The sequence below is a fragment of the Paenibacillus glucanolyticus NBRC 15330 genome, from assembly GCF_004000885.1.
GTDB lineage: Bacteria > Bacillota > Bacilli > Paenibacillales > Paenibacillaceae > Paenibacillus_AQ > Paenibacillus_AQ glucanolyticus.
In genome coordinates this window covers 33,719-49,301 of sequence record NZ_BIMC01000023.1, presented here as the reverse complement: position 1 = coordinate 49,301, position 15,583 = coordinate 33,719, and the positions used below count along the sequence as shown (strand labels likewise).

Below are 15,583 nucleotides of genomic sequence, written 5' to 3'. Positions count from 1 at the left end.
GTGCAAGTCTTATTGTAAATTAAAGATGATCCTTTGCTTTTTAAATATCTTTTGCTGCCATTTCCCCGATCAGATTGCCACACAGGCCGGATATGATATACAGTAGGACCAAGTACCTGCTCACGATTCGTGAGCTCTCCAAATAAGCTGAATATGGGAGATTGGAATGAATAACAGGCAAAAAGAGATTTTTCGCAATTTGTTAATGGAACCGAACCGGTTGTGGCTCGTGCAGGATCTGGCGGATCAGACCGATTGCTCGGAGAAGACGATCCGAAACGATCTGAAGGTGATTGAAGAATATATAGTTACGCACTCCGGTGGTCATCTGGTGAAAAGGCCGGGACTTGGCATCTATCTGGAGATCAGCGAAGCGGATCAGGCTGATTTATTCCACCGCTTATATTCCAACGAGAGCACCACCGGCGATGAATCCGATGAGGAAAGGGTGCTGCACCTGGCATACCGGCTCTTGATGAGTGCGAAACCCGTAACGCTGCAGAATTTGGCTTCCCCATTTTACGTGAATAAGGCGATTATCCGCCGGGATATGGAAAAGATTCAGAACTGGCTGCGGAGCTTTGATCTGAGCTTGGTGACCAAGCAGCGCGTGGGCTTCATGATTGAAGGCTCGGAGAAGAACAAACGGACGGCACTGGCACGGTTGAACCAGTTGATCAACCGTCCCGAGTTAACGGGACAGATGATGCGCAACCAGTATGAACCGCACGAGATTGCAACCGTATACAATGAGTTGAAGGGTTTGCAACAGCAGCATCAGCTTCGCTTCACCGATGAAACCTTTGAAAGCCTGATGCTGCATATTCTGCTCATGGTCAAGCGGACCAAGCTGGGACAGCCGATCTCGCTTTCTGGGCAGGACATTGCCTTTTTGGAGAACAAAGCGGAGTTTGCATGGGCGATAGGCTTTTTGAAGCAGCTGCAAAAGCTGTTCGCGGTCCCTTTTTCCAAGGAAGAAACGGCTTATCTTACCCTGCACCTGCTTGGCGGGAAGTTCCGATACAGTCAGGAGGATGGGGGCGTTGGACGGAGCGAGCTGGCGGATAGCCACCCCCTGTTGCCCCAATTGGTTGAGCAGCTGATTCAGCGAATGTCGGAGCTGAATATGATCCCGTTTTCCAAGGACCAGGTATTATTGAACGGGTTGAAAGTGCATTTGTACACAACCATAAATCGTCTTGAATACGGTCTGGCTGTGTCCAATCCGATGCTGGCCGAGATCAAAAGGATGTATCCCTATATGTTCGATCGGGTCATTATCGCACTGGAAGAGGTAGGGGGAGCGCTCCATCTGCACTTTCCCGAAGAGGAAGCCGCCTATTTGACGCTGCACTTTCAGGCGTCCGTGGAACGGCTTCACCAGAATGAGAGCCACCCTCAGAAGGTGATTATTGTGTGTCACATGGGCGTTGGGATGTCACAATTGCTTCTAGCGAAGGTGGAACGGAGATTCCCTTCCGTGCATGTGGAGACAACGATGTCCAGAGGGGAGGTTGAGGATTATCTGGCAGCTCATGAGGTGGATCTTGTTATTACGACCGTTGAGCTGCCCGAGTTAAAATCACCTCATATCCTCGTCTCCCCTCTGCTCGAGGCGAATGATGAACGGAAGCTGGAGCAGGCGATCCGCCGGCTTGATGAGCCGTACAGCCGGACGGCTGAGGAATCGGTTTTCTTGAAATATACGACACCTTTTCTTGTCTTTCCTCAGCAGGAGGCAGAGCGTCCAGAACAGTTAATCGCCAAGTTTGCGCTCATGCTGGAGGACAAAGGGTATGTCGAGGCAGGGTATACGAAAAGCGTGCTGGATCGTGAACACATGTCGGCTACGACGATAGGGGGCGGCATTGCCATTCCACATGGCAGCTCGGAGTGGGTCAAACAGTCCTGCATCGCTGTTGTTACTCTGAAGCAGCCCATCACCTGGGGAACCGAGAAGGTAGAGCTTGTGTTCTTGCTTGCGATTAAGCATGATGAGCGGAAAGAGATGCGACAGCTGTTCAAAGAATTGTCGCGGATCAGTGAGCAGCCGGCATTGGTCAGTGTGTTGGCTAAGGAGACTGATGCGATTCGATTGCTGAATACGTTAAAAGGTTAACATGAATAGTAGTGTTTGTGATGATGAAGCAGGGCGTATACGTCCTGCTTTTTACATTTTTTTTCGGGTCCCGGCAAAGTATTTGGAATAAGCGGCGTAGCATAGGCTCCACTTTGCGGGATATTTTATTGCGAAATAAACCTGTTTTTCCGGAAGTTCCGGTAAAAAGTTTGTCCGATAACAGCGTTTTCAGCGTGTACACTATAAATGTAAGCGGGAACATGACAGGAAAGAAGGGGAATGACGATCATGAAAATATTAGCGATTACCTCATGTCCTAACGGAATTGCACATACGTATATGGCCGCTGAGAATCTGCAGAAGGCAGGCGCGAAGCTGGGCGTTGATCTGAAGGTTGAGACTCAGGGCTCCATTGGCGTGGAGAACCAATTCACGGAGCAGGATATCCGTGAAGCCGATGGTATTATCATCGCAGCGGATAAAACGGTGGTGAAAGACCGGTTTGTGGGTAAAAAACTGCTTGTTGTTGGGGTGCAGGAGGGTATCCGTCGTCCGGAAGAGCTGATCCAACGGATGATGAGAGGGGATGTGCCCGTCTATCAGGCACAGTCCAAGTCTGTTGAAGATACAGGAGAGAACAAACCGAAACAAAATCCGATCTACCGTCACTTGATGAACGGTGTATCCTATATGGTACCGTTTATCGTGATCGGCGGGCTGCTCATTGCGATTGCACTGACGATGGGCGGTGTGAAGACGCCGGGCGGTCTGGTTATACCGGAAGGCTCGATCTGGAAAACGATTGAGAGTATCGGCGGGGCTGCGTTTACCTTCATGGTTCCGATCCTGGCCGGATTTATCGCAATGAGTATTGCGGACAGGCCGGGCCTTGCACCAGGTATGGTCGGCGGGTTCATAGCTGCGAACGGCAGCTTTTACGGAAGTGAAGCGGGAGCTGGATTCATCGGGGGGATTATTGCCGGTTTCCTGGCAGGTTATGTTGCACTTGCGATTAAAAAGATCAAGGTTCCCCGGTCGTTGCAGCCGATTATGCCCATTATCGTTATCCCGGTGCTGGCTTCACTGGTTGTAGGGTTAATCTTCGTCTTTGTGATTGGTGCTCCGGTTGCGGACCTGTTCGAAGCGTTGACCGCATGGCTCGCGGGAATGCAGGGCACAAGTTCGATTCTGTTAGCGCTTATTCTGGGCGCGATGATTTCTTTTGACATGGGTGGGCCCGTGAATAAGGTTGCGTTCCTGTTCGGCTCGGCTATGATCGGTGAAGGAAATTATGAGATTATGGGCCAAATTGCCGTAGCCATCTGTGTTCCTCCGATTGCGATGGGACTGGCAGCCATGATGAACAAAAGGAAGTTTACGCCTTCGGAACGTGAAGCTGGGAAGGCAACCTTTACGATGGGACTGTTCGGTATTACCGAAGGAGCGATTCCATTCGCTGCGCAAGATCCGCTGCGCGTCATACCGAGTATCATGGTCGGTTCGATGACAGGTTCGGTGATTGCGATGTTTGGCAGTGTCGGTGACAGCGTAGCCCATGGCGGTCCGATTGTAGCCGTACTTGGTGCCGTTGATAATGTGTTGATGTTCTTCATCGCGGTCATGGTCGGCGCAGCCGTATCGGTGATGATGGTAAGCCTGCTCAAGAAAGATGTGGCAGCTGTGACGCCGGCAGCTGTTGGAGGAGGAGCGGCTGGTAATCCTGCCGGATCAGGTGAGGGATTGGCAGCAGACGAAGACGCAGGTGCAGGTGTACCTCTGGCTCGGAACTCAGCCGAAGTGTCCTCAATCGAGAGTAATAAGGGGACAGTAACGGAACCACCTGTTATTCGGGTTGAGAAATTGACGGATATTGTAACACCGGAGCTTATAAATCTGAATCTGGTTGGAACGACACAGGATGCCGTTATTGATGAAATGATCGGGATCTTGGAGCGGAACGGGTCGGTACGCGCTGATGGAGATTTTAAACAGGCCATTTTAGCCCGGGAACAAGAAAGCTCCACCGGCATCGGCCTGAATATTGCGATCCCTCACGGTAAATCGGATGCTGTCCTGAAACCAAGCGTGGTTTTTGGTATCAAGCAGGATGGTGTGGATTGGAAGAGTCTGGACGGCAGTGAAGCCAAACTGATCTTTATGATTGCCGTGCCGCGGAATAGTAAACAGAATGCGCATTTGAAAGTGCTGCAGATGCTGTCCCGCAAGCTGATGGATGATGATTTCCGAGAAGCGCTATTGGCGGTGACAACGAAGGAGCAAGCCTATCAATTGCTCGATCAGGTGCATTAATTCAAGAAGCTCAGAGACTTTACCGAATGATTGGTTGGGCGTTTCGTTTCGGCGGCAGCCACGAAGCTAGACTTATAGCTGAAGGATAATGGATGAACCGCTGGAGTTACAATAAGCCAGTCCCGCAAGAAATGAGCGGGACTGGCTTTAATTTTGCATAGGCTGTGACCGGATGTTATCCGATGTATTCTATTCCACCAGAACGCCATCGATGAACGTCATGGTTTTATCTTTGAATACAAGAATAAACGTGTTCGAATAATCCGTATCGTTGTTCATCTCTGTACCCAGCATAATCTCATCGCCCACATCATCAAAAGGATTATGAAGCACGCCTTTAGGGGTGTAACGAGTTTCGTAGCCGATTACATTGTCATTCTCATCATAGATAAATTTGCTATTGCCCGAGAACACCAAGTCCTGGCCGTTCTTCTTCAGAGATAGGTGTACCTCCAGGCGACCATTCACTTTCTGATGAACGATATCTACATCCTGAGATGACACCGTAAAGCCGATGGCAAACAGCTTAATAATGGCAGCCACCAATATGAGCACCGCCAAGATAGAGAGAAGGAGTGTTTTTCTGTTTTTTTGCTTCACCTTTTTCAAAAAGTTGATGTTTTCAACCTCTTCTTTATCCATGACGGGCACGGAGAGATCCGTTGGTTTGGTCATTTCCTTGTAATACTGGAGGCATTCTTCGCACGTTTGCAGATGCTTTTCGATTTCTTCGTTACTGTGCGAAGAAGTTAGTTTCTCAATATAGGAGGGTAATAAGTCCCGAGCCATATCGCATTTCATGACATTCTTCCTTTCATCAATTTTTGTTTTCCTCTGTAGAAGGTAACTCTGGCCCACGTTTCGTCTCTGCCCAGAATTTCGCCGATTTCCCGAAAGCTGAATTCTCCGGTCATGCGCAGATACATGACTTCCTTTGTATGGGGATCCAGTAAATGAAGCTGTTTGAACAAGTCCATTTTCTCTTGAGCCAGAATGAACTGAGATTCTGTGGAATGGGAGGATTCGGATAAGGAACTGTCTTCCAACGGGTCAGCCTTCCTCTTGTTCTGCTTGTCCAGCTCCTGGTACCACACATGCTTAGCTATCTGACAAAGCCACACGTACACTTTGCAGGTTCCATCGTATCTATGTATGGATTTTATAGCTCTATAAAAAGTTTCTTGTGTGATTTCTTCGGCCAGCAAGTGATTGTGGCAAAAACTGAATACGAATTTATATACTTGGGTCGAATATTCCCTGTATAATTCATCGGTGTCTTGCATCTGTTCACCTCCCCAAACTATATATCCGTAAATCATGATAAACGTTACAACAGGTTTAGGAATATTTTTGTTTTACGCAAAAATATGATTACAAAGAGTAATTGCGTCGTAGTATTACTAACTATAATAGAAATAGAGCCCTCACCGCGGGAACGGTGAAGACTCTAAAGTTCAGGATCAAAGGCTGTGAAACCCACGGCATGCGTTTGAGACATAATTTAATCATCTAACGACAAACCACTGTAAACAGGCTCCAACCTTACACGGTGGTTTTTTGCTTGTTTAGCTTCCGACGAATCCATCGATACAGCTTCCGCACACTGAGCACCCAGAAAGGAAGGAGTTTATGAATAAAATGGTAACCTTAAGAATACCGTTGTTTTTGTTTGCTCTTGGTGTTTCTTTATTCTTATCTAACTTTGTTAAAGAAAGTAGTGCCAGTAATCTTGTTTATTTGGTGATTCTTATATCATTAATTGTTATCTTTGAAAAAACAAAGTTAAGCGAGAAAAAGTTCATATTCTGTATGGTGTTTTAATAGGAATATCTGGTTTAGCAATTGAATTTTTATTTGAACCAGGAGACTACCTGCAATTTCTTAGTAATGGGTTGTGATTTCCGCCATCGCAGATGGGATTCTTAATCGTTGTATTTTGTCGTACCTCCAATATGGAGGTTGTACGTTGTTAAAAGTTAAAAAACCAATTGAGCTTAATTCCAATGGCAAAAAAGAGGAAAATCCAGCCCCATAAAATCAATAAGCGAAAAGGCCGGGGGATAAGCAAGTACTCAGAAAACAGCCTGGAGATGATCTTCAAGGGAGTGCCTCCTTTTATTGAAAGCAGATTATATTAAGGTACTAGATCCATTCGCAGTTATATTCTCAAAAAAAGCGTGCCAATCCAATCAAGATAAACGTTATACCTTCAAGTATACCAGCTTCACCATTCGATCGTAATTATTTTATTTGCAAGAAATAGGATAAGAATTTCCTTACAAGAGTTTTTTACATATTCATATACAGAATTTGTTACTATGATAGTGAATAGATGTCGATTATTTATTAGGAGGGAATCTATTGAGCATAGAGAGATTAGGAGTTCCTTTGGAAGGCTTTGCTGAATTCAGCCGAAAAGTCGCCGCCGAAGGTGCCGTACTGTTACAGAATGAAGGACAGGTGCTTCCTCTTCAAGCACACGATACCGTATCCGTTTTTGGCAGAACGCAGATTAACTATTACCGCAGCGGTACCGGTTCGGGAGGGAGTGTTCATGTTTCCCATACCACGAATCTGCTTGACGGACTTCGGGATAAGAAAAGCATTGCGATTAACGAGGAATTAGCAGCTGCCTATGAACAGTGGATTGAGCAGAACCCCTTCGATAATGGCGGTGGTGGCTGGGCGGCTGAGCCGTGGCACCAGAAGGAAATGCCTCTAACGGATGAACTGGTATCCACAGCAAGACATATATCCGACAAAGCGATTGTCGTAATCGGCCGCACCGCGGGAGAAGACCAGGATAATGCCGACGAGTCCGGCAGCTACCAGTTAACGGCAGAGGAACAAGCGATGCTGAAGCAGGTGACAGCATATTTTGATAAGACCGTTGTTGTATTGAATGTATCCAATATTATTGATATGAGCTGGATGAATGATGAAGGTTACGCACACCCGATTTCCAGTGTCATTTACGCTTGGCACGGTGGCATGGAAGGTGGCAACGCGATTGCGGACGTATTGGTCGGTGAGGTGACCCCTAGCGGGAAGTTAACCGACACCATTGCTTATTCGATCGAGGATTATCCATCCACCCGTAACTATGGCAATGAACAGAAGAACCTGTATCAGGAAGACATTTATGTAGGGTACCGTTTTTTCGAAACGTTTCGACCCAGCCAAGTTCAGTATGAGTTCGGCTTCGGATTGTCCTATACCGAATTCGAAGTTGCCCTTGAAGAAGCCAAGCGAACGGTCAAAGATGGTGAAGAATCCATTGAAGTCCGTGTAAACGTAAAAAATACAGGGTCCACCTATGCAGGTAAAGAGGTCGTGCAGGTTTATTACGAAGCGCCGCAAGGAAAGCTGGGTCAGCCCGCCAAAGTGTTGGCCGCATTCGGTAAGACGCGGGAGCTTCAACCGGGCGATTCGCAGCAGCTTACGATCAGCTTCCCGGTTCATGCAATGGCTTCTTATGATGATGCCGGTGTGACGGGGCAGCCTTCCGCGTATGTGTTAGAAGCCGGGATCTATAACTTGTACGTGGGAACCAGCGTGAGAAGCGTGGAGCCCATCGGTATGGAGGGTCACAGCGGCTACGTGGTGGATACGCTTCAAGTGGTGGAGCAGCTTCAGGAAGCCATGGCGCCAACGGAAAGCTTCACAAGAATGAAGCCGGGTGCCCGCAAGGATGACGGCTCCTATGAACTGATCTTCGAGGAAGTTCCGCAGCGCAAGGTATCCATGGCGGACCGGGTCCAGCATAATCTGCCCGCTGCCTTGGAGCAAACGGGTAATCGCGGCTATACATTGAGGGATGTCTATGAGGGCAAAGCCAGCATGGAGGACTTTGTCGCTCAGCTTAGCGACCAGGATCTCGCGGTGATTGTCAGAGGGGAGGGCATGAGCAGTCCGCTGGTGACAGCGGGAACGGCCTCCGCATTCGGCGGGTTAAGCGACAGCTTGCTCGACTACGGAATTCCGGTGGCTTGTACGGCGGATGGCCCGTCCGGGATTCGGATGGACAGCGGACAGCAGGCCACACAGGTTGCGATTGGCACCCTGCTCGCAGCGACCTGGAATACGGAACTGGTCGAAGAGCTGTATGTTATGGAAGGCCGGGAACTGCTCAGTTACAACATTGATGCGCTGCTTGGACCGGGACTGAACATTCGGCGGAGTCCGCTGAATGGACGAAACTTCGAATATTTCTCGGAAGATCCGCTGATCTCCGGGGCATTTGCTGCGGCGTGCACGCGCGGGATTATGAAGGGCGGCTCCAACGCTACTCTGAAGCATTTTGCCTGCAATAACCAGGAAAAACATCGGAGTAAGGTGGATGCGATTGTGTCCGAACGAGCCCTTCGCGAGATTTATTTGAAAGGCTTCGAAATTGCGGTGAAGCAGGGCGGGGCGAATTGCATCATGACCTCCTATAACCCGATTAACGGGCACTGGGCAGCATCCAACTATGATCTGAATACTACGATCCTGCGCGGGGAGTGGGGTTTTCAAGGCATTGTGATGACCGACTGGTGGGCCATTATGAATGATGTGGTAAACGGGGGTCCAGCTGATCGAAAAAATACGAACTGGATGATCCGGGCGCAAAATGATCTGTACATGGTGGTCATGAACTATGGCGCGGAAATCAATGCGTGGGAAGACAATACGCTGGAATCCCTCGAAAATGGTACGCTTACCCGTGGGGAGCTGCAGCGCAACGCGATGAACATATGCGAATTTCTGATGCACGCTCCGGTATTCTCCAGGAAACAGGTGAAGGAGGAGGCCGTTGGTGCTTTTAAATCCAATCGTTCCCTCTCGCCGGAACAGGCTCAGACCTTATCCGGGAATATGCAGGTGAAGCCTGCCGCAGGCGGATCGACTTATGTGAACGTGGAGGAGCCTGGCGAATACCGCATCATTGTACGCATCATGTCGCCGGAATCCGAGCTGGCGCAAAGCGCGTGCAACGTGACGCTGAATGATCAGCCGGTGACAACGATTCAAACGAACGGCACGGACGGCAGATGGATCAAACAGAAGCTCGTCAAAGTCCGGTTGGAGGCCGGTAATTATGAGATGAAGCTGGATTTTGTCAAACCTGGCCTACAGATCGATTGGATTGAATTTAAACGGGTTTAGACAGCATCGTTGGTAAAACGCTGCATGATCTGTATGCCATTGTCTTTGTGAAATATTAGAAGTCCGCTCGAGGAGCGGGCTTCTTCTTCATCTTTAAAACGATGTTTACCTTATTTATTTACGTTAATTGTGTAGATGTTATTGGAAATGATTTATCATTTGCTATTTCCTGACCCTTGGGGTATAATAAGTTTATTGGGATTTTGACCTGGGATTCACATATTGCAGAGGGTTATTATTTTGATTATTAACCTTGTTCAATATGTGAATTTTTTGTTTTTTAACCAAAATGAGAAAATCATATAAATTTAGGAGGTGTTTCTATGCAAACAGGAACAGTGAAATGGTTTAACGCAGAAAAAGGATTTGGCTTCATTGAGGTTGAAGGTGGAGAAGACGTATTCGTACACTTTAGTGCGATCACAGGTGACGGTTTCAAGTCGCTGGACGAAGGACAACGCGTTGAATTTAACGTAGTCCAAGGTAACCGCGGACAGCAAGCCGAGAACGTTGTAAAACTGTAGATTTCTGAAAGGATCCCCAAACGTATCGTTTGGGGATTTTTTTATAAAAGGCAAGCTTTGTAAAAGGGCAATGAGGGCGTTAAAAATGTAGCTAAGGGGGAAATTCAATGTCTTACTCTTGGAATAGACCACTGGAAAATTTGCCAGAAGAGTTGACCGCCATTTGGTCCTGTACGAAGGAAGGGTGCAACGGTTGGATTCGAGACAGCTTCTCGTTCAAGGAAGTTCCCGTTTGTTCACAGTGCGCGTCGTCCATGGTCAGCAGCAATAAGATTTTGCCGATACTCGTTTCGTCCGATCAGCAAATCAAACTTTACCGCAAGAATCAGCGCAAGGATACTAAATCGTAAGAGGCAGGCTCCTGCAATTCCGATAGAAGATGGTTTGTTCGTTTCATTAGTTAAGTATAAGAAAGGTTGAGAATCTCATGCAGGTATTCGAGGATTGGAATCTAAAGGTGAAGAAAACGTTTAATGCGACAAGCAACGAAGTGGTATTAACCGTTTCTGAAGCAGGTAATTTGTTAGGTCTGTCTAAGGATCAAATGAAAAGCTATGTCGATCAGAATAAGCTAACCAAAGTTCCGATCATGCGAAGCGTGCATCGATACCTTTTGTTGAAGAGTGAAATCGATCAGATTATGAAGAAACGATAAGCCGATATGGAAGGGCATCCTCAGGGATGTCCTTTTCTTTAATATCACGCTGCTTAATGAGAACGAATTCAAATGAATCCAGAGTGAATAAGTCCGAAGGTCAAAAAAGGTCAAACGAAAAGATCAAACTAAATTACCCACGTAAATTGGCTGAAAACGCGTTATTTTGGTCTGTTTTCCTTCTAAATCGGTTTTGGCATTTACGTTCTCCCGGCATATAATAAAGGCGTAAGGTCAAACAAGGTCAAAGAAAGGGGAAATAGATGATGTTTGAATTGATTCCTTTTGGGAAGCGCAGAGAAGATGCCTTCGGTCAGCTGGTGAAGTCGTTTCATGATGCCTTTAATGATGACGTGTTTGCGCCGTTTAAGGGCTCGATGATGTCCTTCAAGACGGACATTAAAGAGAGTGAGCAGGCTTATCTGGTTGAGGCGGAGCTGCCCGGTTTCCAAAAAGAAGACATCGAAATCAGCTACGCTGACCCTTACTTAACGATCAAAGCCGTTCGCAAGGAAGATCACAGCGTAGAGGATACGGACCAGCACATCGTCCGGAAGGAACGCCGTTATGGCGAGTATGTCCGCAGATTTTACGTTCAGCAGATTGCGGAGGACCAAATCTCGGCATCGCTGAAGGATGGGGTGCTTAAGCTTGAAATACCGAAGCAGCCTAACTCCGGTAAGAAACGCATCCAGATTCGGGATGATATCTAATCCTATACGAACCCTCCGATCCTTAGGGTCGGGGGGTTCTTTTCTGTAATTAATAGTTATAAATTTACATATATTCCATCGAATTTCGGCAAATGAAACCTTTCGTCGGTACATAGGGTATTATAGGGTAAATGTAAACTTTTCGAGGGGGAAACTCATGATGGGAATCTTATCGAGGTTTAAGGATATTATGAAGGTCAACGTGAATTCATTGTTGGAACGGACCGAAGATCCGGAGAAAACAGTGGATACTTATATGCGGAGCTTGAGCAGTGATCTGGGCAAGGTGAAAGCGGAGACGGCCTCCGTGCTATCGGATGAGCGCAGGGCAAAGCGGGCGCTTGATGAGTGCAGCGCCGAGATCAAGAAGCTGCAGCGATATGCGGAGAAGGCTGTGGAAGCGGGGAACGAGGACGATGCCTTGAAGTTCCTGCAGAGAAAAGCGGTGCAGGCTGAGAAGCTGGACGATTTGCAGGCTGCATATGATGCCGCTTCCTCAAACGCCGCGAATATGAAGCGAATGCAGGATAAACTTGTATCGGATATGAGCCAGCTGGAAGCACGCCATGCCGAGCTGAAAGGGAAAATGACCGCTGCCAAGGCTCAGCAGGAATTAAATTCCCGCTCTTCCTCGGGTGGCGCGAATTCAGCCTTTCATTCGATGGAAGAGAAGGCGAGCCGCGCGCTGGATGAAGCGATCGCCTTGGCTGAGCTTCGTGCGGGTGCTAAGGAAGATGATCTGGATGATCTGATCGCCGAATTGGAGAAGAACATGGAGAAGGGCGTAGCCGGTTCAACCAAGGCTCCCCATGCCGAGGATGAACTGGAAGCCATGAAGGAAAAGCTGAATAAGAAGGACTAACCATTTCTTTGTTATTGAGGTGAGCAGATGCCGGTTATTGAATACAAATGCCCCAATTGCGGCAGTGGCATGGTTTTTGACGGTAATACAGGGATGTTATCCTGCCCAAGCTGCGGTAGAAAAGACAATATCGAGCAAATCCCGGATCCCCTGAAGAAGCAGGTTTTTATCGAGGACGAGGTGAAGGAGTATCATTGCAACAGCTGCGGGGCTGTCATCGTGACCGAACCGGAGACAAGTGCAACGACCTGCAGCTTCTGCGGTTCGGCCGTTGTGCTCAGCGATCGATTGAGCGGTAATTTGGCTCCGGTGATGGTGATCCCTTTTTCGATTACGAAGGAAGAGGCCATGAAGGCTTTCAAGAAATGGTGCAGAAACGGCCTGCTGACGCCAGGCGGGTTTATGACCGCGGATCGCATCAAGGGCATTACGGGGATGTATGTGCCCTTCTGGTTGTATGAACTGCATAACCGGGTCGAGGTTCATGCCCGCGGCACGAAGGTGAGAACCTACACGAGAGGCGATTATCAGTACACGGAAACGCAGCATTTTGATATCTATCGGAAAATTCGCCTGAACTATGTGAAGGTGCCAATTGACGCTTCGGAGAAGATGAACGATGAGTTGATGGATAAGCTGGAGCCATTTCCCTATCAGCAGCTGAAGGAGTTCAAGACGCCGTATCTTGCCGGTTACATAGCGGAGAAATACAGTCAGAACGACGAGCAGCTCTATCCACGCGCCAAAGAAAAAATCAGCTCCTACATTGATTCCTATATTTCGACAGCGGTGTCAGGTTATACAACCGTGAGTTACACCAACAAACAGATCGATACAACTTTAAAACAAGCCGATTATGTGCTGCTTCCGGTATGGATGGTTCACTATGACTACAATAAATCCGAGCATACCTTTGCGATGAATGGTCAGACGGGTAAGGTCGTCGGCAAACCGCCGATCAGCAAAGCCAAGGTGGCTGCATGGTTTGCAGGCATTTCTGGCGTCTCCTTGCTATCATTGAAGCTAATCTCCTGGGCGATGGGGGGAGGGTTCCTGTGAGAAGACGATATACGTTATGGGCGGTCTTATTCTTACTGGTTGTATATTGGATGGTTCCCGCCGGTGCGGTGGCAGCAGAGGATATGAAACCGTTGATCTTCGATGAAGCGAATCTGCTTAGTCCGGAAGAACGCAATGAGCTGAATGCAATGGCGAATGAGTACGGCGCAAAGCGCGAGACGGACTTTATGATCCTTACGGTTAACAGCGTTCCCAATGACGATTATGAGTTATGGACGGAAAATTTTTACGATGAGTATGCACCCGGGTATGACAAGCCGCACGGCAATACCGTCATTTTGACCATGGTCATGAGTGCTCGTGATGGTACTCGGAACGTGCATTTGGAAGGTTATTATAAGGCTGAGAAGTATCTGGACTCCGGCAGGCTTACGAAAATACGCAGCAAGATTACACCCGATTTATCGAATGGAAATTATAAACAGGCTTTCGAAAAATACATCAAAACCGCTCACCGCTATATGGGCTTTGAGCCTGGTGTGAACCCGGATAATATCCTGTTTAACATTTGGTTCCAACTTGGCAGTGCCGCTGCCATCGGCGCAATTGCTGTAGGCATCATGGCTTACCGCTCCGGCGGCCGCGTGACGGTCAACCGTCGAACCTATGAGGATGCCAGCACATCGGGAATCATGGATCATCAGGACCGATACATTCGAACAACAACAACGAAGCGGAAGATTGAGCGCAACACGGGCGGAGGTTCGGGTGGCGGAGGAGGCGGAGGCGTCACCAGGGGTGGGCATTCGCACAGCAGCAGCAGCGGGAAATTTTAATGGAAGGGATGGATTGTATAGATGGGATTTTTTAAGAACCAATTCTCCAATGTTGTGGAATGGGAAGAGTTTAGAGATGACATGATTTTCTGGAAATGGAGCAACCGGGAGATCAAAAAAGGAAGCAAGCTGGTCATTCGCTCCGGGCAAGACGCAATATTCGTAAATAACGGCAAGATCGAAGGGATCTTCGAGGATGAAGGGGTATACAGCATTGACTCGGATATCATTCCGTTCCTGTCCACGTTAAAAGGGTTTAAATTCGGCTTTAACAGCAGCATGCGCGTGGAGGTGTTATTCGTTAACACCAAGGAATTCACCGTCAGGTGGGGGACGCAGAATCCGGTTCTGATCCCGACTCCCCAGCTGCCCGGGGGTATGCCAATTCGTGCCAACGGCACGTTCAATTTCAAAGTGACCGATTATGTTACACTGATCGACAAAATTGCCGGCATGAAAGAGAGTTACCTTGTAGAGGATGTGAAGATCCGGATTACGTCGGTGCTCGATCAACTGCTGATGAAGTGGATCAGTCGAGAAGGCAAGGATATGTTCAATCTGCAGGCGAATGCCGCGGATATTGCACAAGGGATTCGTGAAGATCTGGATATGCAGGTGATGGACAACGGGATGACAATCACCGGCTTCCAGGTGATGAGCTTCAATTATCCGAAGGAAATTCAGGATATGATTACGAAGACGGCTTCCCATGAAATGATTGGCAATCTGCAAAAGTACCAGCAGGTCAGCATGACCGACGGTATCGCATCCGGCAAGGTGCAGGGCGGCGGCGCTGCTTCGGATATGGCGGGTATGATGATGGGCATGAACATGGCCAATGAGATGATGAAAAATATGAACCAAAACCAGAGCCAGAGCCAAAATCAAAACCAGCAGCCACCAGCTGAGAAGGAGAAATCTGCGTCAACTGCGGCTTCATCTTCCTCCGAAGGCAATAAGAAGCCTAACTTCTGCCCGAACTGCGGCGCGAAGAACGAAGGAGCGAATTTCTGTCCGAATTGTGGACATAAGCTGGGCTGAGTTTCGCTCTAAATTGAAATAGCCGCACAACATATGGTTACGCTGAGCAGTTTCAGACTCGTTACTTCACGATACTAGTGTTGGCTGGAGCCAGCGGATTATCGATTACTTCATGAAAACAGCCCCCCGCTCAAAGGAGCGGGGGGCTGTTCGTTTTACTGTAATTAGGTGTTTGTTCTACAAATCAATTGCTGTTTCTTCTATATAAATATCTTTCTCAAATGAAGCAGCTTTCTCGAAATTTCGTTCTCATCCCGGCTCCGATTCTTTTTTGACTTTGGATTTGTTATTGAATCAATCGACTCATAAATTCCCCTATGAATCTAATTATTAATGTAAACGCATTCTTATTCATGGTATAATGACAGCTAATAGTCTATGATCTCAGGTATTC

The 15,583-nt window shown here is 47.9% G+C and carries 13 protein-coding genes; 11 read left to right on the top strand and 2 right to left on the bottom strand.

The window, feature by feature from the left end; genetic code table 11:
- The first annotated feature begins 166 nt into the window (after positions 1-166).
- Together PGL02S_RS24200 and PGL02S_RS24195 are read left to right on the top strand one after the other, a co-directional pair.
- Positions 167-2,119, top strand: a complete 1,953-nt coding sequence (locus PGL02S_RS24200; RefSeq protein ID WP_036636400.1) for a BglG family transcription antiterminator — start codon at positions 167-169, stop codon at positions 2,117-2,119.
- Between the two features lie 249 nt (positions 2,120-2,368).
- A complete protein-coding gene (locus tag PGL02S_RS24195; protein WP_036636506.1) occupies positions 2,369-4,390 on the top strand; it encodes a fructose-specific PTS transporter subunit EIIC in 2,022 nt (673 codons plus the stop codon).
- 189 nt (positions 4,391-4,579) lie between these two features.
- On the opposite strand, the gene PGL02S_RS24190 is transcribed toward PGL02S_RS24195, so the two are convergent.
- On the bottom strand, positions 4,580-5,179 hold the full coding sequence (locus tag PGL02S_RS24190; protein ID WP_160163972.1) for a zf-HC2 domain-containing protein: 600 nt from the start codon (positions 5,177-5,179) through the stop codon (positions 4,580-4,582).
- 8 nt (positions 5,180-5,187) lie between these two features.
- Positions 5,188-5,673 (bottom strand): RNA polymerase sigma factor, encoded by a 486-nt coding sequence (locus tag PGL02S_RS24185; RefSeq protein WP_006207689.1) that lies wholly within the window; start codon positions 5,671-5,673, stop codon positions 5,188-5,190.
- Positions 5,674-6,751: 1,078 nt separating this feature from the next.
- Here PGL02S_RS24185 and PGL02S_RS24180 point away from each other — a divergent pair.
- The 9 genes from PGL02S_RS24180 to PGL02S_RS24140 all read left to right on the top strand — a co-directional run bounded on the left by PGL02S_RS24180 (position 6,752) and on the right by PGL02S_RS24140 (position 15,189).
- Complete coding sequence (locus PGL02S_RS24180) at positions 6,752-9,538, top strand: glycoside hydrolase family 3 C-terminal domain-containing protein (RefSeq protein ID WP_036636405.1); 2,787 nt, start codon at positions 6,752-6,754, stop codon at positions 9,536-9,538.
- A 323-nt stretch (positions 9,539-9,861) separates the two neighbouring features.
- Positions 9,862-10,062, top strand: a complete 201-nt coding sequence (locus tag PGL02S_RS24175) for a cold-shock protein (protein WP_006207692.1) — start codon at positions 9,862-9,864, stop codon at positions 10,060-10,062.
- 107 nt (positions 10,063-10,169) lie between these two features.
- Positions 10,170-10,412 carry a cold-shock protein gene (locus PGL02S_RS24170; RefSeq protein WP_006207693.1) on the top strand — a complete coding sequence of 81 codons (243 nt, stop codon included), beginning with the start codon at positions 10,170-10,172 and terminating at the stop codon, positions 10,410-10,412.
- A 77-nt stretch (positions 10,413-10,489) separates the two neighbouring features.
- Positions 10,490-10,717: a helix-turn-helix domain-containing protein gene (locus PGL02S_RS24165; RefSeq protein WP_006207694.1), complete on the top strand. Its 228-nt coding sequence runs from the start codon at positions 10,490-10,492 to the stop codon at positions 10,715-10,717.
- 266 nt (positions 10,718-10,983) lie between these two features.
- Positions 10,984-11,430: an Hsp20/alpha crystallin family protein gene (locus PGL02S_RS24160; protein ID WP_006207695.1), complete on the top strand. Its 447-nt coding sequence runs from the start codon at positions 10,984-10,986 to the stop codon at positions 11,428-11,430.
- Positions 11,431-11,590: 160 nt separating this feature from the next.
- On the top strand, positions 11,591-12,292 hold the full coding sequence (locus PGL02S_RS24155) for a PspA/IM30 family protein (protein ID WP_172964080.1): 702 nt from the start codon (positions 11,591-11,593) through the stop codon (positions 12,290-12,292).
- Between the two features lie 27 nt (positions 12,293-12,319).
- Positions 12,320-13,351, top strand: coding sequence for a TFIIB-type zinc ribbon-containing protein (locus PGL02S_RS24150; RefSeq protein ID WP_036636408.1), 1,032 nt, complete (start codon positions 12,320-12,322; stop codon positions 13,349-13,351).
- Complete coding sequence (locus PGL02S_RS24145) at positions 13,348-14,148, top strand: TPM domain-containing protein (protein WP_036636410.1); 801 nt, start codon at positions 13,348-13,350, stop codon at positions 14,146-14,148. The genes PGL02S_RS24150 and PGL02S_RS24145 overlap by 4 nt, the downstream gene beginning before the upstream one ends.
- 21 nt (positions 14,149-14,169) lie before the next feature.
- Complete coding sequence (locus PGL02S_RS24140; RefSeq protein ID WP_036636411.1) at positions 14,170-15,189, top strand: SPFH domain-containing protein; 1,020 nt, start codon at positions 14,170-14,172, stop codon at positions 15,187-15,189.
- Positions 15,190-15,583 lie beyond the last annotated feature (394 nt).